The sequence below is a fragment of the Leptospira biflexa serovar Patoc strain 'Patoc 1 (Paris)' genome (genome assembly GCF_000017685.1).
GTDB lineage: Bacteria > Spirochaetota > Leptospiria > Leptospirales > Leptospiraceae > Leptospira_A > Leptospira_A biflexa.
In genome coordinates, this window is the sequence record NC_010602.1 from 423,132 (window position 1) to 445,882 (window position 22,751).

19 protein-coding genes and 4 pseudogenes are annotated in these 22,751 nt (G+C 41.2%); 10 read left to right on the forward strand and 13 right to left on the reverse strand.

What is annotated here, in order from left to right:
• Positions 1-111: 111 nt before the first annotated feature.
• Positions 112-456 (reverse strand): ArsR/SmtB family transcription factor, encoded by a 345-nt coding sequence (locus LEPBI_RS02080; protein ID WP_012476116.1) that lies wholly within the window; start codon positions 454-456, stop codon positions 112-114.
• Complete coding sequence (locus LEPBI_RS02085; protein WP_012387461.1) at positions 449-904, reverse strand: SRPBCC family protein; 456 nt, start codon at positions 902-904, stop codon at positions 449-451. Before LEPBI_RS02085 ends, LEPBI_RS02080 begins: the two co-directional genes overlap by 8 nt.
• Before the next feature lie 373 nt (positions 905-1,277).
• Here LEPBI_RS02085 and LEPBI_RS02090 point away from each other — a divergent pair.
• Positions 1,278-1,634: pseudogene (locus LEPBI_RS02090) on the forward strand (P-loop NTPase family protein); the annotation flags it as partial.
• 1 nt (position 1,635) lies between these two features.
• Here LEPBI_RS02090 and LEPBI_RS02095 read toward each other — a convergent pair.
• From LEPBI_RS02095 to LEPBI_RS02105, 3 genes and pseudogenes are all read right to left on the reverse strand, one after another.
• The gene (locus tag LEPBI_RS02095; RefSeq protein WP_012387462.1) at positions 1,636-3,171 is read right to left on the reverse strand and encodes a hypothetical protein; all 1,536 of its coding nucleotides are present in this window, start codon (positions 3,169-3,171) and stop codon (positions 1,636-1,638) included.
• A gap of 83 nt (positions 3,172-3,254) precedes the next feature.
• Positions 3,255-3,689 (reverse strand): transposase, encoded by a 435-nt coding sequence (locus tag LEPBI_RS02100; protein WP_012387463.1) that lies wholly within the window; start codon positions 3,687-3,689, stop codon positions 3,255-3,257.
• 131 nt (positions 3,690-3,820) lie between these two features.
• Positions 3,821-3,937 (reverse strand): annotated as a pseudogene (locus LEPBI_RS02105) (rod shape-determining protein); the annotation flags it as partial.
• Positions 3,938-4,128: 191 nt separating this feature from the next.
• Between LEPBI_RS02105 and LEPBI_RS02110 the strand changes: the two are divergent.
• Genes LEPBI_RS02110 through LEPBI_RS19100 form a run of 3 tightly spaced genes read left to right on the forward strand, consistent with a single transcriptional unit; the run spans position 4,129 to position 4,955 of the window.
• Positions 4,129-4,365, forward strand: a complete 237-nt coding sequence (locus LEPBI_RS02110) for a type II toxin-antitoxin system Phd/YefM family antitoxin (protein ID WP_012476117.1) — start codon at positions 4,129-4,131, stop codon at positions 4,363-4,365.
• A gap of 6 nt (positions 4,366-4,371) precedes the next feature.
• Positions 4,372-4,755: a type II toxin-antitoxin system VapC family toxin gene (locus LEPBI_RS02115; RefSeq protein ID WP_012387464.1), complete on the forward strand. Its 384-nt coding sequence runs from the start codon at positions 4,372-4,374 to the stop codon at positions 4,753-4,755.
• Between the two features lie 47 nt (positions 4,756-4,802).
• Entirely contained in the window at positions 4,803-4,955 is a 153-nt protein-coding gene (locus LEPBI_RS19100; protein WP_012387465.1) for a hypothetical protein, read from the forward strand.
• A gap of 95 nt (positions 4,956-5,050) precedes the next feature.
• Here the strand turns inward: LEPBI_RS19100 and LEPBI_RS02120 are convergent, their stop codons facing one another.
• From LEPBI_RS02120 to LEPBI_RS02135, 4 genes are all read right to left on the reverse strand, one after another.
• On the reverse strand, positions 5,051-5,398 hold the full coding sequence (locus LEPBI_RS02120; RefSeq protein ID WP_041769584.1) for a hypothetical protein: 348 nt from the start codon (positions 5,396-5,398) through the stop codon (positions 5,051-5,053).
• A 17-nt stretch (positions 5,399-5,415) separates the two neighbouring features.
• The gene (locus LEPBI_RS02125) at positions 5,416-7,749 is read right to left on the reverse strand and encodes a heavy metal translocating P-type ATPase (RefSeq protein ID WP_012476119.1); all 2,334 of its coding nucleotides are present in this window, start codon (positions 7,747-7,749) and stop codon (positions 5,416-5,418) included.
• A gap of 3 nt (positions 7,750-7,752) precedes the next feature.
• Positions 7,753-8,004, reverse strand: a complete 252-nt coding sequence (locus tag LEPBI_RS02130) for a DUF2933 domain-containing protein (RefSeq protein ID WP_012476120.1) — start codon at positions 8,002-8,004, stop codon at positions 7,753-7,755.
• A gap of 416 nt (positions 8,005-8,420) precedes the next feature.
• On the reverse strand, positions 8,421-9,035 hold the full coding sequence (locus LEPBI_RS02135) for an alkaline phosphatase family protein (protein ID WP_012387468.1): 615 nt from the start codon (positions 9,033-9,035) through the stop codon (positions 8,421-8,423).
• 159 nt (positions 9,036-9,194) lie between these two features.
• Between LEPBI_RS02135 and LEPBI_RS02140 the strand changes: the two genes are divergently transcribed.
• Genes LEPBI_RS02140 through LEPBI_RS02150 form a run of 3 tightly spaced genes read left to right on the forward strand, consistent with a single transcriptional unit; the run spans position 9,195 to position 12,514 of the window.
• Entirely contained in the window at positions 9,195-11,057 is a 1,863-nt protein-coding gene (locus LEPBI_RS02140) for an RHS repeat domain-containing protein (protein WP_226992859.1), read from the forward strand.
• A 12-nt stretch (positions 11,058-11,069) separates the two neighbouring features.
• Positions 11,070-11,333: a hypothetical protein gene (locus tag LEPBI_RS02145; protein WP_012387470.1), complete on the forward strand. Its 264-nt coding sequence runs from the start codon at positions 11,070-11,072 to the stop codon at positions 11,331-11,333.
• A complete protein-coding gene (locus LEPBI_RS02150) occupies positions 11,330-12,514 on the forward strand; it encodes a Kelch repeat-containing protein (protein ID WP_012387471.1) in 1,185 nt (394 codons plus the stop codon). Before LEPBI_RS02145 ends, LEPBI_RS02150 begins: the two co-directional genes overlap by 4 nt.
• Before the next feature lie 146 nt (positions 12,515-12,660).
• On the opposite strand, the pseudogene LEPBI_RS18835 reads toward LEPBI_RS02150, so the two are convergent.
• From LEPBI_RS18835 to LEPBI_RS02170, 4 genes and pseudogenes are all read right to left on the reverse strand, one after another.
• Positions 12,661-12,903: pseudogene (locus LEPBI_RS18835) on the reverse strand (transposase); the annotation flags it as partial.
• Positions 12,904-13,121: 218 nt separating this feature from the next.
• Positions 13,122-13,196 (reverse strand): annotated as a pseudogene (locus LEPBI_RS19410) (hypothetical protein); the annotation flags it as partial.
• 1,084 nt (positions 13,197-14,280) lie between these two features.
• The gene (locus tag LEPBI_RS19415) at positions 14,281-15,570 is read right to left on the reverse strand and encodes an IS91 family transposase (protein ID WP_420804594.1); all 1,290 of its coding nucleotides are present in this window, start codon (positions 15,568-15,570) and stop codon (positions 14,281-14,283) included.
• A gap of 386 nt (positions 15,571-15,956) precedes the next feature.
• Entirely contained in the window at positions 15,957-16,979 is a 1,023-nt protein-coding gene (locus LEPBI_RS02170; RefSeq protein WP_002972591.1) for a rod shape-determining protein, read from the reverse strand.
• Positions 16,980-17,122: 143 nt separating this feature from the next.
• Here LEPBI_RS02170 and LEPBI_RS02175 point away from each other — a divergent pair, with 143 nt between their 5' ends.
• From LEPBI_RS02175 to LEPBI_RS02185, 3 genes are all read left to right on the forward strand, one after another.
• Entirely contained in the window at positions 17,123-18,724 is a 1,602-nt protein-coding gene (locus LEPBI_RS02175; RefSeq protein WP_012387473.1) for a Ppx/GppA phosphatase family protein, read from the forward strand.
• Positions 18,721-21,279 (forward strand): SpoIIE family protein phosphatase, encoded by a 2,559-nt coding sequence (locus LEPBI_RS02180; protein ID WP_012387474.1) that lies wholly within the window; start codon positions 18,721-18,723, stop codon positions 21,277-21,279. Before LEPBI_RS02175 ends, LEPBI_RS02180 begins: the two co-directional genes overlap by 4 nt.
• 133 nt (positions 21,280-21,412) lie before the next feature.
• A complete protein-coding gene (locus LEPBI_RS02185) occupies positions 21,413-22,624 on the forward strand; it encodes an MFS transporter (RefSeq protein ID WP_012387475.1) in 1,212 nt (403 codons plus the stop codon).
• The last annotated feature ends 127 nt before the right edge of the window (positions 22,625-22,751 follow it).

Here is a 22,751-nt window from a genome sequence, read left to right on the forward strand (position 1 = left end):
GATTCGAAGATTACTTCAATTAGTTTTGCTGAAAAATCGGATTCAAGAAAGGCTCTTAATTTAGTATTACGATTTTCCCTTCCAGTCACATAGAGAAATGGAAAACGAAATTTATTTTGAGTTTTCTACAAACATCTTTAGACGAGAAAGCGAACTATCCCACTCTTTGGAAATAATATTTAGATACTCTTGCAAGGCTTTAATGGGTTTTGGATTTAATACATACAATCTTTCACGACCCTGTTTCAGTTTTGAAACTAGACCTACATCCTCTAACACAGTCAGGTGTTTTGTAATTGCTTGCCGTGAAATCTCAGCATCTTTCGATAGCGAAGAAATAGAGTAAGGCTCTTTGTCTGTTAGTTTTTCAACCAAAGACAAACGAGTTGGATCACCCAAGGCAGCAAAAATCTCTGCCTTTTTTTCCATCGTGAGTGCTTTTGAATGATTAGGCATTTAAGACGAAACTCTCAATGTTTTTAAGTTGTGCATCCCAACCTCCACTATGCATACGAAATGCTTCCGCTCGCCGACTGGCAGTAATTAGATCGAAACCCGATTCTTTTACTCTTAATTCAGTTTTGTCTCCCTTTTCGACTAAAAAAAATTCTACAAGAGTCGGTTCTTCCTTTGTGTAATCAAAACTTTGGTCGAGGGGAAAGGGAATCCATGAATACGAAAAATACGATTGGGGTTGGATCTTTTTAATTCGAAATTCCATTTTCATTTCAAAACCCTTCAATGTATTCATACCTAATGTTGTATTTCCTTCCACAAACTCTGATTCCAATTTTACGCCAAACCATTTCCCAAATTGTTTAGAATTCGTAAGTGCATCCCAAATTTTATGTAATGGTGCATCGATTTCAATTTTTCTCTCGATTGTGTTTTCTGTTGTTTCCATATGCAACCTCTTTCTTGCATAATTTCAGGTTCTACGATTTATGCAACCATTTAGTTGCATATTTTACAGAAAATTTTTGGAAATTTTTAAATGGGAATGCACAAATCTATCATCATTTTCGAGTCACCTCGCTTCTTACATTTCGATACTTTAATTAGTTTTAATGCAAATCGGTCAAGACCTGTGGGTTCACGAAAATATAGTCATTGAACCCAGAGTGATCAAGATTACGCATTTCAATATATTACAATTATAATAACCACATAGGAACTTCCTAAGAGTTTTTCTAAAACCAAATCCCTATATCCAGAAATGGTTCCCGTTATGAGGGACAGATTGCCTATTATGGGAATCCAATATGCTTAAAGGCGACTATATTTATTCAGAAGTAAGAAGACTTGCGGAGATATTAAAAAATGCAGATTCAGAGAAACAAATTCCGATTTTGTTTTTAGATGAAATTTTAAAAGGAACCAATTCTAAGGAACGTTATATTGCGACCCGCGAACTTTTGTTTGCCTTAAAAGAAAAGGGTGCTATTGTTTTTGTCACAACCCATGATTTAAAATTAAGCGAAATTCCTTGGGCCCAACAATTCCATTTCACCGAACTGGAAGTAGATGGAAATATGGAATTTGATTATAAAATAAGGAAGGGAGTCTCTACCTCGACGAATGCCCTCCGAATTTTAAAAAAAGAAGGAATCCCCACTAGAAATGAAGAGGAATGAACTATCTTTTATATCGTGAAAAATAAGCATTTGAAGTACCAGAACCAAACGGAATTGGGGAATCAGAAATATCACCATCTGAACTACCAATACTACTAAAAGAGTCATCACAATGTTTGATAGAAGCGGATTTGAAATTTTCTTTCCCTGTAATTCTGTAGTCTTCGCGAAGAGTCACAGGATCCAATTCCGAACTGATTCCAGATGTATTCGAAATCGTACCCGAAATCAAAACTTTGCTATTAGAAAGTAATTTTGCGTCCGAAAGTGTGACACTTTCACCTGGATTGTATACAAATGTAGAGAACAATAGATTTCCGGAACCATTTAATCGGTAAAGAATTGTGGAATCAATCCCCGTACCTGGATGTTGTAGGCCATCACTTGGTGTTGTATCAGTATAAAGGGCCGAACTAATCAAAGTTTGATCCGGAAAGACAACTAGAGAAGGTGCCACATTGTCGCTTGCATTCGAGCCACCTCCTAAATAACGATGCCATTGGTAGTTGAAATCAGAATCCAGTTTCATAACTAAGCTGCTAACAGCACCTGGGTAGGTATTTAATTGATTCGGGAAATTTGCTAATAATAACGCAGCATATGCGAGTGAAACAATGTAATAACCGTTTCCATTTGGAATTTCCACAATTCGATTGGGCCGATAGTCATCAATATTTGATCCAAAAGCATAATATCTTGTCCATTGGGTATTTCCGTCGTAACTAATTTTTTGTATGAACCAATCGTTTCCTGAAGGAGATCCAATTACCGTTCCTGCATTAACCAATGTATAGCGAGTAAATCCTAAAATATATAAACCAGATTTGTCCGAACTATTAACAATATCGGAGATAAAGGCAGATTCGGCAGTTGTACCATCATTCAAGTATTTTGTCCAAAGGAAAGTACCATCTGTTGAAAGCTTTGTGATCACGGTATTATTTCCATTATTGGTATGTGAACTAATTGCTCCTGGAATCGTACTCGTAGGAGTTGTAAAATAAGCATACAATCCATCATCTTCTATATGGATCAAACCGTTGGGGCGATCCGAACGTTGGCCAAGGTAACGGAACCACTCTTTTGTTCCCAAATTTGAAAACTTTGAAGCAAATATATTGGTTGTTGAACCAGGAGTTCCTTGGAAATTCACCCCACTAGCACCAAAGTCATTGGTGGTCATACCGAAACCGAAAAGATTATAGTTTCTGTCAGTTTGAATTTTAAAGCCTGCAGTGAACCCAGTAGTTGGTGTTCCCACAAAACTCCCCCAAGGACCTGGAGCCGGTGAACAAGAATTACATGCTTGGTAGTAGCCTAAGGCACATAATAGTAGGGCATTTTCGAAGAATGATTTTGAATTGGGATCCGAAGCGTTGTTTAATTCGGAAGGTTTGCAAAATGTTGTAGCAAGGAGTGCCACGGTGGTAATAAGAAGAACTGATTTTGTTACGAATTTGAATTTGTTACCATCAGACATATGTTTCTGCATATTTTTAACCACATAGGAACTTCCTAAGAGTTTTTCTAAAACCAAATCCCTATATCCAGAAATGGTTCCCGTTATGAGGGACAGATTGCCTATTATGGGAATCCAATATGCTTAAAGGCGACTATATTTTACGCGAAAAATCGAAAAAAATGAGGGTTAAATTTACAAACTGGACAGGCGAGTGGATCTTTAACATCAAACGAAGATTTGATGGCTTCTGCCCAGGAAGATTTCTTATCCAGATATTGGTGTCTGATCTTCTTTGCTGGTCGCACGTAAATTCCATAATAGCGAACTGATTTTTCATCCTTCTTAGGTAGAAAGAAGAGCATACGCGCGAGAAATTCATCGATCGGCATCGTTAAACTCTGATACGATTTTTCTTTAGTGATAGATTCGACGTTGCTCTTAAAAAATGGAGTTCTGAAAAAAAATAAGTAATCTCTTTCACTCTCCCGCGAGAGGGATAGTAAGGGCGCGAAGCGGTCGCTTGGCGACCGAAGCCCTGCATAGCCCGACCCGAAAGGGGCTCGCCCACCAACAGTATAAACATCTTCCCCCATAAAAAAAGGGAAACTTTCGTTTCCCTTTTTGCATTTAAGTTGCTTTACATCTTGCTTACTGTGGCAATTAACTCTCGCTAAATGCCGAGCATTGAGTAGGCCAAAGGCCGTATCGAAATGCGAAATGTTCCCTACCGAATCCCAGGTTTGATGTATTTCAACTCATCCAAATATCGTCCCGTTCCGAGCACCACACAAGTGAGTGGGTTTTCGGCACGGAAGACAGGAACCCCTGTTTCTTTGGTGATGGTGGGCACCTCGCAATCGTTAGGCTAATTTCGATTTTGTTTCGTAAGCGACCGGGCTTTCCGTTCCAATCTTTTCACTACGTGAAAAGGATTTCCACTGCAATCCCTGGTGCGGGGATCCCAAGAAAATCAGAATTTGAAAGAGATAAATTAGATTGACTAGATGATAGGACTAAGTCTATAATTCTTTCATGGAAAAAAAGTATAATATACACGAGGCAAAAACTCATTTTTCTGAGCTTGTGCATGAAACGGAGGAGGGAAGGGAAATCTTAATTTCCCGAGCAGGAAAGGTCGTTGCTAAATTAATTCCATTCAGAGAAAAGCCCAAAAAAAGAAATCTAGGTATGTTCAAGGGCGAAATATGGATGGCAGAAGATTTCAATGCCTCATTACCGCCTGACATTCAAAAATTCTTTGAAGAGTAGTCTATCTTGAAATATTTACTGGATACACAAATCTTTATTTTTGCTTTGGAAAATCCTACAATGATACCACCAAAGATAAGAAAGGTTCTTGAGTCCTTTGAGAGCGAACTGTTTGTAAGTGATGTTTCCGTCTGGGAAATGATAATAAAAGCCTCTATAAAGAAACTCAAATTTAAATCAGATATAAAGCAAGTTATTACCAAGGGATATGATGTATTAGGTGCAAACGATTTACTTATTCAGAAAAGCCATATCTTCCGTTCCATGACTCTTCCATTTCATCATAAGGATCCCTTTGATCGATTGCTCGCATCACAAGCATTGGAAGAGGATCTCCTTTTTCTTACGACTGATGTTATATTTAAAAAATATAAAGTGAAGGTCCTATAACGACAAATGTCGAATATAAAGATTTACAATGAGTCAAGTGTGGAGTAATGAAAAAAGAAAAAGATAGTATAAGTGATTCTGTTATCGTGGAAAAGGCATTAAAAGAAGCCGCCAAACACGCAAAAAAACTCGCAATACAGACGAAAACCAAGTTCATAACGCGCAAAGTAAAAACTAAGAAATCCATTTCAACCACATAGGAATTTAATAAGAGTTTTCCCGCGACCAAGTCCCCATATCCAGAAATGTTTCCCGTTATGCGGGACAGATTGCCCATTATAGGAAGCCAGCCGGCTTAAAAGCGACTATATTTTAAGTCCAGAAGCGGCGGCAATCCGGCTCGCTCGTGCTCCAGCATGTTGTTCGCGCGCTGGCGAAGCGTGTCCCAGAACAGAATGGTGCGTTCGAAGAAGTCGCGCTGGTAATCGAAATAGTCCTGCGCCGAAGGTGCTTCAGCTGCTCTTTTCATGCCACTAGACGCATCCTGTGGCGCAGGCTTCAACAACTCCTCGGAATGATCCAAGACGGTCGGTGGTAGATCCTTTGCCTGGCGGTGCGTCCATTGCACCGCTGCTTCCTTACCCACCGCCGTGGTGCGTTGAGAGGTCCGAGGCTTTTGTGGTGACGTGGGGGTTTTCATCATTCCTCCGAACTACGGGGTCATTTTTTTCCGCGCCGTAAACGCAGAGCATTGAAAATCACCGAGGCCGAGCTCAGACTCATGGCCAGCGCCGCGATCAGCGGGGACAACAACCACCCAGTGAATGGGTACAGCACGCCTGCCGCAATCGGCACCCCAATGCCGTTGTAAACGAATGCGAACAGGAGGTTCTGGCGCATGTTTCGGACGGTGTCGATAGAGATGTCGCGTGCGGCTGTGATGCCGCGCAAATCGCCTTTGACCAGCGTGATCTGGCCGCTGTTCATGGCCACATCGGTCCCCGTGCCCATGGCCACGCCGACATCGGCCTTTGCCAACGCAGGCGCATCGTTGATGCCATCGCCGGCCATGGCGACAATGTGGCCCTCTTTCTGGAGCCGTTCCACGAGCGCCAGCTTGTCTGCGGGCTTGACTTCGCCATGCACCTCGTCGATGCCCAGTTTTGCACTCACGGCCTTGGCGGTGGTCAGACCATCGCCAGTTGCCATCACGATGCGCAAACCGCTGGCGTGCAAAGTCTTAATGGCTTCCAAGGTGGTGGCCTTGATGGGATCGGTCACGGCCAGGATGCCAGCCAGTTGTCTGTCCACGGCCAGATGCATCACGCTGGCGCCTTCACTGCGCAGACGCTCGCCATCTACCTTGAGCGCATCAGTGGCCACGCCCTCCTGCTGCATCAATGCGGTGTTGCCCAGCACCAGATGCTTCCCATCGACGATGCCGCGCACGCCAATGCCGCTGCCGGATTCGAAATCTAGCGGCTTGATCAGTTCCAGGCCCTTGGCGCGTGCTGCGCTGACGATGGCCTCTGCCAAAGGATGCTCGCTGCCTTGGTCCAAACTGGCCGCAAGGCGCAGTACTTCGTCCGCTGTATAGCCGGGTGCGGCAACTGCGGTGTCGAAAGCGGGCTTACCTTCGGTCAAAGTTCCTGTCTTGTCCACTATCAGCGTGTCCACCTCGCGCATTTTCTCGATGGCGCCAGCATCGCGGAACAGCACCCCCTGTGTCGCGGCACGCCCTGTGGCCACCATCACCGACATCGGCGTGGCCAGCCCCAGCGCACAGGGGCAAGCGATGATCAGCACGGCCACTGCGTTGATCAAGCCAAACACCCAGCTAGGTTCCGGACCGAACCAACCCCAGACAAAGAAGGTGGCAATGGCGATGAGCACCACCACGACCACAAATTTGCCTGCCACCACATCCGCCATGCGCTGCATGGGCGCCTTCGAGCGCTGGGCATTGGCCACCATCTGAACAATCTGCGACAGCATGGTGGCCGCACCGACTTTTTCGGAGCGCATCACCAAGGCGCCACTGGTGTTCATCGTGGCGCCAATCACATTGTCACCAAGCCGTTTGGTCACCGGCACAGGCTCGCCAGTAAGCATGGATTCATCGACCGCACTGCTGCCTTCGGTCACAACGCCGTCGACCGGCACTTTCTCGCCGGGACGAATGCGCAGCAGATCCCCGACGTGAACATGGTTCAGCGGCACGTCCTCTTCGCTGCCATCCGCATTGATGCGGCGAGCGGTCTTTGGTGCCAAACCGAGCAGCGCCTTGATCGCCGCAGAAGTTTGCGAACGGGCCTTCAACTCGATGATCTGGCCCAGCATGGTCAGCGAGATGATGACCACTGCCGCCTCATAGTAAACAGCCACGCGACCCATGGAAATGAATGAATCCGGGAACACGCCCGGCGCCACGGTAGCCACGAGGCTGTAGAGAAAGGCCGCGCCAGTACCCAGGCCAATCAATGTCCACATGTTGGGGCTGCGATGGACAAGAGACTGCCAACCGCGTTCGAAGAAGGGCCAACCCGTCCACAACACGACGGGTAAGGACAGCGCCAGTTCGACCCAGGTTTGAACGTTCATGTCAAACCACCCGAGACGATGGCCGAACATTGCAAGAACAGTAACGATGACTGTGAATGGCAGTGTCCACCAGAAGCGATGCTGAAAATCCTTTAACTCATGGTTGTCTTCCTCGTCCAGAGGAATGATTGGCTCCAATGTCATGCCGCACTTGGGACAGATTCCAGGATGATCCTGCCGCACCTCGGGGTGCATAGGGCAGGTGTAGATGGTGCCGGCCGGCTCTGGCGCGGTGTCCTCGGGTGCAGTAGATACAAGGTATTGCAGTGGGTTCGCTGCGAACTTGCCTTGGCACTTGGCGCTACAGAAATAGTAGGGCAGCCCTTCGTGCGTCAATTTGTGTTCAGACTGCTCCGTAACGGTCATGCCGCACACCGGATCCTTTAGATCCTTTGGCGAGGCTGGCTCGGCAGGGGGGTGACTGCCGTGATGGTGGTGTGCATGCATGTCCATTGCTTATTCCTTGTCGTTGTTGGTGCGCCGTGGCGGCTGCGCATGGTTGCCGTGCCCACCATGGCCGCCGTGGCCGTGCATCAGGTGCATTAGCGGACAGGCGAGGAGCAGCAGGTAGGGCCAATAACCCAGAACATGGCCCCAGTGCTCTCGCAGCAGATAAAAACCAGCGATCACGGCAGCCGTTGCCAGCGCCATGCCGGCTGGGCGGCGCCAGAACGATGGCGCATGGGAGTCGTTGTCAGGCTGATCCATGGCGTTGCTCCTTCAAAGTTGCCAGCAAAAGGTGCGGGCGCGGACGCGCCCAGCCGGTCGACCCGGAATCAAATACCGTGGCCGTCATCGGCAACCACAGCCCCCCGCACCGCCGCTGTGGCAGCCCGAGGCTTTAGGCTGCGAGGTCGCAGCGGGAATGGACGCGTCTGTGGCCAGCTTTGCGGGGTAACCCGCATCCGTCAACCACTACCACTTAGGAACAAGATAGGGGTTTTTCCAAGATTGAGCCCCCAAATCCAGAGGGGAAGCCCAATCTTCGTGACAGATTGCCCATTATAGGAAGCCAGCCGGCTTAAAGGCGACTATATTTACCACTTAGGAACAAGATAGGGGTTTTTCCAAGATTGAGCCCCCAAATCCAGAGGGGAAGCCCAATCTTCGTGACAGATTGCCCATTATAGGAAGCCAGCCGGCTTAAAGGCGACTATATTTATGTCTGATAAAGAACTCGGGATTAAATATTCACCTGCAAGGGAGGCATTTTCCCACCTCACTACAGTTTGGTACAAGGCTTCTCTCATTTTGGAAGCCATTGGATGATTTGGATATAAATTGTTTTTGTTGTATGGATCTTTGATCCTGTCATACAGCTCAAACTTCACTCCCTCACGGGTGGGGATATAAATGAGTTTGTACTTGGAATTTTGAATGCTCCTGTGTTTGGAGAAGGCAATCGTTTCCCGATAAATTGGATCTGTGATCATAATTTGGTAGTCTTCTTCGGGAACCACTTGGTGGAGTGATAAAATATTCGGATAAGGGATTCTTTGTTTTTGGAAAAAATGATCCCCAACGTCGGAAAACCAAATCCCTGTTTCAGAATATACAAATCGATCCTCTTTCCAATCTCCCTCGTTCATAACAGCTAACAAGGATTTGCCTGGGTATTCGGAAGGCAGTGGAATTTCAAAATAATCCAACAAGGTAGGAACTAAGTCCACACTTGAAGTGATCCCATAAAAATTCTGATCCAAACTAGAAGTTTGGTAGGACTTTGGAAACTTGACCACTTAGGAACAAGATAGGGGTTTTTCCAAGATTGAGCCCCCAAATCCAGAGGGGAAGCCCAATCTTCGTGACAGATTGCCCATTATAGGAAGCCAGCCGGCTTAAAGGCGACTATATTTTATTCCTATGATAACGGAAATCATATTCATGCGGTGACAAGAGTGAATAGTCCGAATACAGGGATTGTTGGCTATTCCTATGATGCTATGGGGAATATGATTGGTCGTAACGGTGACACACTTGTATACAACGCACAAAACAAACTTCAACGAATTGAGACCATTGGAGGAGACAAGTTCGAATACACGTATGACCATTCGGGGATGAGGATTAAAAAATCCTTACAGAATTCAAATACTACGACGTATAGCTTTGGAAACTATTATGAAATCCATCGATCTCCAGGAGTACAAGAGAAACATACGTTGTACGTGATTGGTGCGGAAGAAGATATGGTTGCCCAGTATAGTCGAGGGGATGTTATTCTACTGAATCAGATGGCTTCTAACGAATGGTTAGTGAATCCATTTTGTAAAGATGTAAATATAGATTGTGAAACTTACTGGAAAAACAAAGTTGGCTTTGTCTTGAATACATTCCTTGAAGATATGAATATTTATAAGGATGGAAAGATCGGAAAAGGGCACAGAGTATTACCATGGCTAGTATTACTTGGATTTCTATTCTGGGTGGTATACAAAACAAAAGACCAAAGGGAAGAAACAAATACTAAAAATCAATCCTTTGACTTATTTGGAATTTCTATTCTACCTAATTTGATATACCGAATAGATAGACAAATTCCTCGTTATGGAACTGCATTATTTGTAGTCCTCTTTACTTTTACCACTACAGCAGGATGTTTCCCATTATTGCTCGGAGGTGCGGAGGGCGAATCTGGAACACCGATTTGGATGCTAGGACTTGGGAATATACCTAGCGATACGCAATCAGTAGGTGATGAGCCTCCTGGTCAAGGTGGTGGGGGCGGCGGTTCTTCTACAGGGAATGCGAGAGTTACTGGGATGTACTTTTTCCACCCAGATCATTTGGGAAGTATTACGATGATCACCGATGGGAATGGCAATGTTCTTGCTGGTGGTGAAAGGGGCGGTAAAAGTCATATTACATACAAACCATATGGAGAAATTCTTAGAACTGACTCTTATGGTCCAGACATTACTAAATTCAAATATACAGGGCAAGAAGAAGACCAGGAAAGTGGTTTATACTACTACAAGTCTCGGTATTATGATTCAAATATAGCCCGATTTGTATCCAATGATGGAATGGTTTTTCCCGATAAAGATCAGGGTATGAATAGAATGATGTATGTTGAAGGTAATCCTTTAAAATGGAGAGATCGCAGTGGAAATAGAATATCCACACCACTTGCTTGGGGCATAATGGGTGCATTGTCGGCTCAACGTTATGGTTTATCTGCAGCGGAAGGGTTCGCATTAGGTTATGGAGTTGGAAATCGAATAAACAATAGAAGTAAGAGATTTAATCTAAAGCGAAGTTTTGATAATACATTAGGTAATAATGGTGCACATGGTTGGCTGACAAGAAATGCATTTAGTACAGAAAAGATTTCGAGATGGTATAACAGAGGTAAAAGTGGTTTTGGTATTGGCTCATTTGGTTCTCCAGATAAATATGAAAATACACACCAATATGCCGTACATACAACACTTAATATAATGCTGAGGGATGGTGAAACTTGCAAAAGACTATTAGGGGATAATTGTGCAAATGGAAGAATGTTGTTATATATTATGGCACATGATTCAAGAAAGCGATTTGAAGATGTTGCCAATATTTCAAATCGAAATAATGTTTCATTGCCAAACATCGATATAAATATTGACCCAGAAACTGCATCGGCATTATTCTATATTTGGATTGATTATTCTAATTCCAAAAAGGTTCAAAATGGTGGAGTTTCTTGTGCTGATGATGATAATCTAACAGGTACTCAAGGTTGTAGTCCTGCAGATAAACCACCAAAACCAGAAGAATAAAAGGTTTTTAATATGAAGATATTTATTATTTTAGTTTTAATCATATTTTCTAGTAATTGTGCGACTGAATCTAATTGTATGGAAAAGGCTGATAAAAGTTTTGAAGACTTATGCCTACAAGCAATAGAAGTCGCTTTAAGTTCTCAGGATGAATCAACTCCTGGTTATCAAAGTAGAGTACTAAATAATTCCATTTTAGTATGCTTAGTTCGTTACCAAAACTATAAAAAAGATCAAGCTAACTGTAAAAATATTTTAAGATTGCAAGGGATATGAAAAAGTTATCTATAAAATTAAATTTGTATTGTATTTTTCTTTTTATTCAGCTTTGCCTAATTAATTGTAATAATTACAAAACCTCAAATGATGGAATCATACTTTTATTATTGTATAATCAAATTCTCGAGAGTAGTGATGGAATAAATCGAATGAAATCTGTTGCTATAGATAATGAACGAATTCTTATCTGTGGTGGCACAGGAACACGAATAAGGGGCGATAGTAATTGTCTACTTTATGAAAATGGGAATTTTCGAAAAATTGGTGAGATGCTGACTGCTAGAAGTTCGAATCATAATATGATTAAACTTAATGATGGCAATGTTTTCATCTCTGGTGGAATTCACGGGAATTCTACAACTTCGAATACTGAAATTTTTAAAGCAAATTCCTTTTCTTTTGAACCCGGACCAAAAATGATTTCTACTAGAAGTCGGCATTCATTAACAAAATTGCAAAATGGAAAGATTCTAATCGTTGGTGGGCGAGATTCTAATTTAAATTGGCTTAAATCTGCCGAAATTTATGATCCTGTAACAAACACAATTGAATTAGTAGGCGATTTAAATTTAGCAAGAGGTCGACATTCGTCAGAGTTATTGAGTGATGGTCGAGTTCTTATAATTGGTGGGACCGTTGGTAATCAAAATACAAATACGACAGAAATCTTTGATCCAATAGCAAAGACTTTTAGTAATGGTCCTCTTCTAAATTCACCTCGGAGTTATTTTACCTCAACTTTATTGGCAGGTGATAAGATTGTAATTGCTGGAGGAATTTCTGATGATCTAAATATACAGGGAAATTATTTAAGCTCTATTGAAAATTATAATATCGGTCTGAATTCATTTGCTTTATCTAGTCAGTTTCCTGACCCCAAAGGAATTCATTCTCAGGTAAAATTATCTTCAACAAAAGTTCTTTTTTGTGGTGGAGCGAATGAGAATGTCACGCCAACTGTAATTGAAAAACGTTGCTATATTTATGATTCAGTTGCTTCATCAGTGGTAGAATCTGCAAGTATGGTTGAGGAAAGAATATACAATACTATGGATTTAATTTCAATGAATAAGATATTAATTTGTGGTGGAAATAATTTAAACCGATATTCTAATACTTGCGAAATACTCGATTTAGATATAAATTTATCGAAAATAATAATTTCTGAAATATATTAAATATTTAAATAAATTCGTTATCGTTTCATTCTAAAACTTAAATTTCATCAATCGGTCTCGTATAGGAAATTTTAAAGATAGTTAAAAAGTTAACGGGTAGTGTACAGAATTTCTTGCATAATAAAAAAACTCTCGGATGCGAATAACTATTGGCTTTCAAAATTCATTTTATACAATTTACTTACATCAAGATATTTTTTGTTACCCCATTGAGAACTAGCAATATGCCTTAATCCTGGAGTGACGAGCATGAGGGCAGACTCGCCATCAGGGAAGGCTCCAATTACCCTTGTTCGACGACGAATTTCTTTTATATTTCTTTCTAAAGGATTGTTTGTTCGAATTCTTGTCCATTGAGTTATTGGGTAATTCTTATAAGATAGGGTTTCACTCTTCCATTATCTGATAATGGATAACTTTATTCTATCATGCGTTTTAGCCATTCCACTATTTGTGAAAATGTTTTTTGTTAAGATTACTGATCGTTCCAGAAGGGACTCTCGTGCTCTGTAGTTGTGCAGAGACACCTTCAATGTACACCACGGATACTTCTTTAAGATACCTTTCGGTTTGTTTTTCTTCAAGAAAGCTTTCCAGACGTTTTCCTTTATTTATTTTGGGTCTCGAATTGAATTCCTTTCAATTTTGGTATTTTTAATTTAGCTTTACCTGACTTTGTTTCGAAATTTCTAGTATAGCTACCTGACCTATATCCATCCTGACTTTCTGTTTTTTTTCTTCACTGACGGAAAATAATTTCTCATATACTTTTCCTTAATTGATATGATTAATCCTGTTAGATGGTCTGTTTTGAATTATCTTTTTGGCATGCAGGTTTGCTTTTTCCATTTAACGAAAGAATTTAGACCTTTCCTTGGGATTTTTGCTTTACGGATAAACTTGAAAAGGACATTTTCTAATATAGCTGGAATAGCTCAGAATTCTTCGAATCCTCTTAATTTTAATTTATTGAAAATAATACTTTTTTTTAATACAATTTTGTTAGTTGATTTGATAAATGTGTTTTCTTGATGAAATAATTTGGAATATCTGTTGAATGCAAATGTGGAGTTTGTAATGAAATTTAAGATACTTTTTTTATTATGCTTGGTTTTAAGTTGTTCAGTATCCGTATCGTTGTCAACAGAGCATATTAATTGTTCTGAACAAAAGAAAAAACTTCAAGCTTGTTTGCTTTTTGCGAATTCTGCTAATGAGGGTGAAAAATTACCGTTAGCATTTTCATGTGGAAGTATCTTTAAACTAGATTCATTTTGCGATTAGCATACCTTGTTAACAATTATTTTAATTCTTTTTTTATTCTTTGTTTTTGTATCTTGACTAAAATTTTCCTATTAGATACTTATTTGGTAGTTCAATTTAGGAAACTATTCGTAATTATTTAATTTTATGTTATTATAGGAGAATTCTTGGATATTTTTATCTGCCAATGCATGAGTTTAGCGATTTTCATCAACCTTCTTACTTCTCTAATTTTCTGTTATTCTTATATAACTTGACCACTTAGGAACAAGATAGGGGTTTTTCCAAGATTGAGCCCCCAAATCCAGAGGGGAAGCCCAATCTTCGTGACAGATTGCCCATTATAGGAAGCCAGCCGGCTTAAAGGCGACTATATTTTCGCGAAAAAATCGAGAAAATGAGACATAATTTTTGATGAGACAAAAAGAGGCCAAGCCATTGGATTTGGCATTTTTTGGGTTATGAGTTGGAACGAATTGAAGGTCTGTGAAAACTAGGTTTTCCTAGAATGCTTCTGGAGGATCTCTAGTTCGTTTTTGGTAAAAATAGCCATCGATCAAATTGTATTTCTTTTTCAGCTCTTTCTCTTTGCTGGATGCATGGAAGGAATAGATAACCTTCGTTTCCATACCGTTTTTACAAACTGGACAGGCGAGTGGATCTTTAACATCAAACGAAGATTTAATGGCTTCAGCCCAGGAAGATTTCTTATCCAGAGATTCGTGTCTGATCTTCTTTGCTGGTCGCACGTAAATTCCATAATATCGAACTGACTTTTCATGCTTGTTAGGTAGAAAGAAGAGCATACGCGCGAGAAATTCATCGATCGGCATCGTTAAACTCTGATACGACTTTTCTTTGGTGATAGATTCCACATTACTTTTGTAACGAAATGTTAATGTTTGTTGATTGGAATCAACTTTCTGAATTTGGCTGTTATGAAAGAGTCCGAAGGCAATGTATTGGGCGATTCGAAAAATCGAATTGCTTTCTGCTATATTGATCTTTTCGAAGTAAACATGGAAACCTTTTGGGTAGCTTTTCATGAAAAGGGTATGTTCTTCTTTACTGATGTAATTCTTGCGAAGTAAGTATTTACAAACTGTCCTTTGCCAGTCGTAGCGCATTGTTTTGTAAGGCATATAGAGGATTTGTTTGATTTCACCTGATACCGAATTTATGAGGTCTCTGGTTGCAATCGCATGAACATGTGGATTGAAATTCAAGTGATTGCCCGCTAGGTGAAGAGTGCTAAGGATTCCCGGTTTGTAGTTGTTATCTGATTTGCTAATATTTCGAAGTCGTTTTGTATAGATCTTTGCCGCAAGGCCATTTAGAAACCTAGGATTGACAAGTCTTTGAAATAATAGTTCATTTAATCTTCCAGGTAAGGTGAAAACGATATGGTAATGGGGCAGTTCGGCGTTTAGAATTCTAGATAGATGAATTGACCACCCAAAAAGCTTTTTTCGATAGCAAGATAGACAAAGTCTACTTTTACAGGAGAAGGGAACGGCAAGTACAATTTTGCAATCATGGCATTCATTCCAAATAAAGCCGCGATTGAATTTACCGCAGTTGAGAAGTTTTTCTGCTTCTGCCTTTTTCCAAATTGGGATCTTTCCGAATTTAGTTTCGAATTTTTCCGCATAACTTAAAATAAATGTATCATAGTGATTTTTCCAGAGGGATTTGTACTCAGATTCGCGGGTAAGGGCAGGCGTATAAGTTCGCTTGCCTTTTTTCGAAGAGATGAAAATGGGAAACCTCGGAGAAAGGAATAACTCTCTGATGAGGAAGGTTTGGAATGTAGCTTAAATTCCAAAAAAATGGAGTTCTGAAAAAAATAAGTAATCTCTTTCACTCTCCCGCGAGAGGGATAGTAAGGGCGCGAAGCGGTCGCAAGGCGACCGAAGCCCTGCATAGCCCGACCCGAAAGGGGCTCGCCCACCAACAGTATAAACATCTTCCCCCATAAAAAAAGGAACCATTAATTTGGTTCCTTTTTAGTTTCTCATTGGAAGGTTTTAATATCCGTCGTTTCGATACGCTTCGCTACTCAACGACCGAAACGACGGCAATGGAGCAAATACGCAACCACCGAAACGACATCCGACCAACAAAGCCGAGCCTTGAGTAGGCCGAAGGCCGTATCGAAAGGCGAAAGGCGAAATGTTCCCTACCTGATCCCTGGTTTGATGTATTTCAACTCATCCAAGTAACGTCCTGTTCCGAGCACCACGCAAGTGAGTGGGTTTTCGGCACGGAAGACAGGTACCCCTGTTTCTTTGGTGAGGTAGTGTTCGAGACCTCGGAGGAGGCAACCACCACCCGTGAGAACGATCCCTCGCTCCACGATGTCGGCTGCCAGTTCTGGAGGAGTGCGCTCGAGAACCGATTTGATCCCGTCTAAGATTTCGTCTGTTGGTTCTTTGAGAGCTTTACGGATTTCGTTGGAATCCAGTTCAAGGGTGCGAGGGAGACCAGAGATCGCATCACGGCCTTTCACTTCCATCGTGTCGACACGTTTGTCGGCAAAGGCGTTACCGATGGTGAGTTTGATATCTTCTGCTGTTCTTTCCCCAACCACTAGGTTGTATTGGTTCCGGAGGTATTTGACAATGGCTTCATCGAATTCGTCACCACCAGTGCGGATGGACTCGGCAATCACCATACCACCAAGAGAGATCACAGCGATTTCTGTGGTTCCTCCCCCGATATCCACAATCATGTTCCCTGCTGGTTCATGGATGGGGATATTCGCTCCAATGGCGGCGGCAAGTGCTTCTTCGATGAGGAAAATTTCGCGGGCTCCCGCTTGTTCTGCGGATTCCCGAACGGCACGTCGTTCCACTTCGGTGATTCCCGAAGGAACTCCGATGACGATGCGTGGTTTTACAAATGTAGTGCGGTTGTGGACTTTGGCGATGAAGTAACGGATCATCTTTTCAACGGTTTCAAAGTCGGCGATGACCCCGTCTTTCATGGGGCGGATGGCAACGATGTCCCCAGGTGTCCTTCCGAGCATTCGTTTTGCTTCTTGTCCCACGGCGAGGACTCGGCCTGTAGAGGCTTGGACTGCCACGACCGAAGGTTCTGATAGGACGATCCCTTGTCCTTTTACATGCACGAGAGTGTTCGCGGTTCCCAAATCGATTCCCATATCGTTCGAGAAAAGTCCATAAAGGTTATCAAATATCATATCAGTTCCTGGTGAAAGAAGTACGAAAGGGGGAATTTACGGTGGGTTACACCAAAATAATACAATTCTACCCGTTCCCCATAATTTTCGGCTGGTTTTTGCTTTCAACCGTAAAAATTTTCGATAGGCTAGTTAGATACAAAATGCTACCTTTCTCACAAATCTTACGCAAACCAAACCAGGCATTTCGCTCGGAAAAGATCCTCGCTGCCATTGATTTAGGCACCAATTCCTTCCACATTGTCGTCGTAAAACTAAGACCGGACGGTACACTTGAATACTTAACAAAAGAAAAAGAATCTGTCCGATTAGGGAGTGGTAGCAGTGATTATGCGGTGATCAAAGACGATGCGATCGAGCGTGGTATCGCTTGTTTGAAACGATTCAAAACCTTAGCTGACTCCTACAAAGCGGAAATCAGAGCAGTTGCCACAAGTGCCCTAAGGGAAGCCGAAAATCGTCAGGTCTTTCTTGACCGAGCTGAGAAAGAAACGAGCATCCAAATCCAAGTCATTTCAGGAAACGAAGAAGCCCGCCTCATTTATTTGGGGATTTTACAAGGACTTCCCGTGTTTGACAAACGAATCCTCTTAATTGACATCGGGGGAGGCAGTACAGAACTCCTCATTGGAGAAAAGGGTGAAATTCTTTTTTCCACCAGCATGAAGTTAGGTGCCATTCGATTAACGGAGAAATACCTAAAAAAAGATCCCCTTTCGGCCACTGATTTACAAAAATGTAGGATCCACATTGAATCAGTGTTATCTGCTTTTTTACCGCAAATTGAGAGATTAAAACCCTTTTTGGTTGTGGGAAGTTCCGGAACCATTACCTCGGTGACTTCCATGGTACTCGAAAAAAAAGGGGAAAAGAGAGAACGACTGAACGGAACAGAGATTACAATCGATTTGTTTAAAGAAATCCGCAAACAAGTATTAGATGCAGAAAGTATCAAAAAAAGGTTAAAAATTCCAGGACTTGATGCCAAACGAGGGGATATCATTGTGGGTGGGGTTTTGGTTTTGGACGAAGTGTTACAAAGGATCAAAGCGCCTTCGTTTACAGTGAGTGACTTTGCTCTAAGAGAAGGGATTGTCTACGACACGATTGAATCTTGGTATCGGCATACAGACACATCTTTACCAAGACTCGATAACATTCGAGACAAGGCGATTAAAACCGTAGCCAATCTTTACCCACAAGGGAAAAAACATGCAGAAGCCGTAACGAAACTCACCTTGCAATTGTTTGATGACCTTACAAACTTACATGGACTTGGTAATTTAGAACGAGATTATTTAGAAACGGCATGTTACCTCCACCAAGTGGGGCTTTGTATTTCCCATCACAACTACCACAAACATAGTTATTATATCATTCGAAACTCTGAGGCGATGGTTGGTTTTTCCAATGCTGAAATTGAAATCATAGCCCTTCTTGCCCGTTACCATAGAAAGGGGGGACCCAAAGGGAAACACGAAGAGTTCAAAAACCTTCGGCCCGAAGACCAACTCCTAGTCAAAAAACTGGCCTCGTTTCTTCGGATTGGAGATGGACTTGACCGTTCTGAAAAATCCATTATTGATCGATTGGATGCCGTCGTGGAAAAAGGAAAGGTGAGCTGTCGATTGTATTTTAAAAAGAACGAAGATCCCAATTTGGAAATTTGGTCTGTATCGGAAAAAAAGGATTTGTTTGAAGATACATTCAGTACGACTTTAGAATTTCATTTGCATCCAATATGACTAGAATCATCATTTCGTTTTGTTTTTTCATCTGTTTGACCGAATCCACCACTGCGCTTCCGATCGACTTATCCAAAAATTGGTATGTCACAAAAGGATTTGTTGTCTCAGAAAATCCTGATAGTAAAAAATGGAAAACCTTAGAATCTTTGCCACTCGTTTCCATTCTCCCTGAATTTGATTGGGAAAAAGGGAAATTAAGAAAGGTGACAATGGCAAAGTCCTTTTTGTTGTCACCACCTGACTTCCAAAAGGTGGATGACGATGCATTTAGCCTCCATATACCTTATATTTCTAACTATTATCAAATTTATATCAATGGAAATCTTGTTTCTGCAAACGGTAAATTAAAAGAAGATACCATCGAACAAAGTGGGTACAGACGCCATATCCTCGTTCGGATCAAAAGAAATTTTTTAAATGTTGGGCAAAATCAAATTCGAATTCTCCTCGCGGCAGAAGAAGGGGAAGAACTAAACGTTTATAAGTTATTTAACGATTTCCCTGCCAATATCAATTTAGCGTCAGAACATTTGACTATAGAAGACGAATATGAAACCTACATGTTATTGTTTTTATACTTTTTTGTAGGAATTTACCATGGATTGTTTTATTGGAAACGAAAGCAAGAAACGTATAACTTGTATTATGCTTTATTTTCTGTTTTTTTAGCTGTTTATATGATCTTTCGCTCACAAGGCGTGTATTCCTTTGGTCTTGATCCGTTCACTCAAACAAAAATAGAATACTTTGTGGTATTTTTAACTCCTGTTTGGTTGTTATTGTTTGCCGAAGTATTTTTTCGTGGTAAAATCAGCATTTTATCGAAATCATATTTATCTCTGAGTGGGGTATTGGCAGTCACTCAGATCTTTGTGAATCGTGCCACTTCTGTGATCATTCTTAGGATTTGGCAAGTATCGGTTTTGGTGTTTGGGGTCATGATTTTGTATCTTATTATATCTGCCGTTAGGGCAAAGAATAAAGATGCCAAACGACTGTTAATTGGAATATTATTTTTGCTTGGTACAGGGACTTGGGATATTTTAGGTGCATCAGGAATGTTGCCGATTCAAAATCTAAATCTATTACGTTTTGGGTTTTTAGTTTTTGTCTTAGGTATTGCCGTTGTACTTGCCAATCGGTTTTTGCGAGTGCATAAGCAAGTCGAAGAACTCAATTTGAGTCTTGAAAAAAAAGTAGAAGAAAGAACAAATGAATTACAAAACACCTTAACAAAAGTCCAAGAACTCAAAGTGCAACAAGATGGTGATTATTTTTTAACATCACTCCTCCTAGATCCTTTAAGCCAAACCAAAGTGGAATCAACTCAAGTTTTACTCCAGTCCTTTGTGAAACAAAAAAAGGAATTTGAATTTCGCGGAAAAAAAAGAGAAATTGGTGGTGATATCATCATTAGTGATACCATCACTCTCAACGGAAAAACCTATTTAGTTTTTGTGAATGGAGATGCAATGGGTAAGTCCATCCAAGGTGCGGGTGGAGCTCTCGTTTTAGGTGTTGTATTTTTATCATTCATCAAACGTACCCAAATGATTTTGGAAAACCAAATCAAATCTCCTGAAAGATGGATCAAAGAATGTTTTTTTGAACTGCAAACTATCTTTGAATCTTTCGATGGATCTATGTTAGTTTCTGTTGTGCTTGGCCTTGTGGAAGAGGACACAGGAGTTTTGTATTATCTCAATGCCGAACACCCGTGGACCGTGCTCTATCGTGATGGTGTGGCATCTTTTATAGAAGAAGAATTGGAACTACGGAAGATTGGAACCAAAGGAATGGACGGGGATGTCCGAATCCGAATTTTTCCTTTGGAAAAAGGAGATATTTTATTCATTGGTTCTGATGGTCGAGATGATTTGGTTTTGGAAGAAAGTGGAGATGGAAATCGCCTCATCAATGAAGACGAAACAAAGTTTTTAGAAGTAGTTAAAAAGTCGAATGGTGACTTAAACCTAATCGTCGAAAATTTATTAGATGTAGGAACATTTTCGGATGATTTAACATTACTTAGGTTGGAATGGCTTGGTTCCTTCAAACGAGTTTCAAAAGATACATTGACCAATTTATCGTCCGATGATTATTTATATGCAAAAATAAAATCCTTACTTGAACTTGGGAACGGTGAAGAAGCCTTTCAAACCATTGAATCTTTACTTTCCAATGAATCTTTAAATGATGATGTCCGAATCAACCTCATTCGAGAAAAATCAAGAATCTCATTATTACTCAAAAAATTCGATGTGGCTGTAGAGTCCTTAGAATCTATTTTTCCTTTTTTTGTCACAGACAATGAAATCCTTTTACAACTTAGTTTTGCCTATCGTAAGTCTAGAAACCTAAAAAAAGCGATTGAAATTGGAGAAAGATTACGTGCAAGAGATCCGAAACATGTCCGTAACTTAATCAATTTGGTGGAATGTTATCGCTTGATTGGGAATATAGAAAGGGCAAAAAAGATACTCAATAGACTTGGAGCCATTGCTCCTGAAAATCTTCAATATTTGAAGTTAAAAGAGAATATCGTCACATAATTTTCCCATATTCAGATTGTGGTATTGTAAGTTTCGGCGAATAAAATAGATTGAGAAACGATACTTTCGGTTGAAGGGAGAGTTCGCCGAACTCCGGGATTCAAGTCTATCGCTTGAAAGAATAGGAAATAGAATGGAATTTAAATTCACTCGCTATCATGTATTTGTCGTTGGTTTACTTGCTTTTTTGCAATTTACCGTTGTTTTGGATTTTCTGATCTTATCACCGTTAGGTGTACTTGTCATGAGTGAGCTACAAATCACTACCGAAAAATTTGGATATGTGGTTTCCGCTTATGCCTTTAGCGCCGGGATTTCTGGACTACTTGCTGCAGGGTTTGCGGATCGTTTTGATCGTAAAAAACTCCTCTTGTTTTTTTATATCGGATTTGTTCTCGCAACTTTCCTTTGTGGGATTGCAGTTCATTATGAATTTTTACTATTTGTCAGAATTTTGACTGGTATGTTTGCAGGAGTATTGTCCTCTATTTCATTTGCCATTGTTGCTGATTTATTTCCTTTGCAAGTTCGGGGCAGAGTGATGGGTTTTATCATGACTGCTTTTGCGGCAAGCCAAGTATTTGGTTTACCCATTGGAATATATATTTCGAATCTTTGGGGTTGGCAATCTCCATTTCTTATGATCGCAAGCGTGAGTGGGGTTGTTGGGGTTTTTATTTTTCTCTTTCTAAAACCTGTGACCTCACACTTGGATCAAAAAACTGACACCCATGCCTTCCATCATTTGGTAACGACACTCACCATGCCTAAATACATACCGGCCTTCATTGCAACAACTCTAATGGCAACAGGTGGGTTTATGCTCATGCCATTTGGTTCCGCATTTTCTGTTCATAACTTGGGGATGAAATTGGAAGATTTACCCTTTATTTATATGGTCACAGGGATTGTTTCTATGTTAGGTGGTCCAATGATGGGACGATTGAGTGATTCGATAGGGAAATACAATATGTTTGTTATCGCATCGTCCATTGCAGCACTCATCATCCTTTATTTTACCAGGCTAACCGTGACACCTCTTCCGATTGTCATTGTTCTCAATTCACTTTTATTTGTGTTCATAGCAGCTCGTATGATTTCAGCCAATGCGATTAATTCTGCAGTGCCAGAACTGCATGACCGTGGTGCCTTTATGGCCATCAGCTCTTCTATCCAACAAATCTCAGGTGGGATTGCGGCTTCCGTTGCCGGGCTCATTGTGATCCAAACTCCCAGCGGTTATTTAGAGCATTACGAAGTGTTAGGGTATGTGGTGGCCACTGCAATTGTATGTACAGTGATCCTGATGTATCAAGTGAATCAGATGGTAATGGGAAAAAAATAAGGTAATGGTGAAACCTATTGTTTATCTAAATATAGGTGAAACATTTTTTTCTAAAGGATTCCAAATTGTTGGATAGAGAGTTTTTGTATAAAAAATACCTCTATCCAACAACTAACAGGGAATCTTC

Excerpts from the sequence above, each read along its gene's own strand:
- LEPBI_RS02080 (WP_012476116.1), bottom strand. The coding sequence starts at position 456 with ATGCCTAATCATTCAAAAGCACTCACGATGGAAAAAAAGGCAGAGATT.
- LEPBI_RS02085 (WP_012387461.1), bottom strand. The coding sequence starts at position 904 with ATGGAAACAACAGAAAACACAATCGAGAGAAAAATTGAAATCGATGCA.
- LEPBI_RS02100 (WP_012387463.1), bottom strand. The coding sequence starts at position 3,689 with ATGGGGGAAGATGTTTATACTGTTGGTGGGCGAGCCCCTTTCGGGTCG.
- LEPBI_RS02110 (WP_012476117.1), top strand. The coding sequence starts at position 4,129 with ATGGAAAAAAAGTATAATATACACGAGGCAAAAACTCATTTTTCTGAG.
- LEPBI_RS19100 (WP_012387465.1), top strand. The coding sequence starts at position 4,803 with ATGAAAAAAGAAAAAGATAGTATAAGTGATTCTGTTATCGTGGAAAAG.
- LEPBI_RS02120 (WP_041769584.1), bottom strand. The coding sequence starts at position 5,398 with ATGATGAAAACCCCCACGTCACCACAAAAGCCTCGGACCTCTCAACGC.
- LEPBI_RS02125 (WP_012476119.1), bottom strand. The coding sequence starts at position 7,749 with ATGGACATGCATGCACACCACCATCACGGCAGTCACCCCCCTGCCGAG.
- LEPBI_RS02130 (WP_012476120.1), bottom strand. The coding sequence starts at position 8,004 with ATGGATCAGCCTGACAACGACTCCCATGCGCCATCGTTCTGGCGCCGC.
- LEPBI_RS02145 (WP_012387470.1), top strand. The coding sequence starts at position 11,070 with ATGAAGATATTTATTATTTTAGTTTTAATCATATTTTCTAGTAATTGT.
- LEPBI_RS02150 (WP_012387471.1), top strand. The coding sequence starts at position 11,330 with ATGAAAAAGTTATCTATAAAATTAAATTTGTATTGTATTTTTCTTTTT.
- LEPBI_RS02170 (WP_002972591.1), bottom strand. The coding sequence starts at position 16,979 with ATGATATTTGATAACCTTTATGGACTTTTCTCGAACGATATGGGAATC.
- LEPBI_RS02175 (WP_012387473.1), top strand. The coding sequence starts at position 17,123 with ATGCTACCTTTCTCACAAATCTTACGCAAACCAAACCAGGCATTTCGC.
- LEPBI_RS02180 (WP_012387474.1), top strand. The coding sequence starts at position 18,721 with ATGACTAGAATCATCATTTCGTTTTGTTTTTTCATCTGTTTGACCGAA.
- LEPBI_RS02185 (WP_012387475.1), top strand. The coding sequence starts at position 21,413 with ATGGAATTTAAATTCACTCGCTATCATGTATTTGTCGTTGGTTTACTT.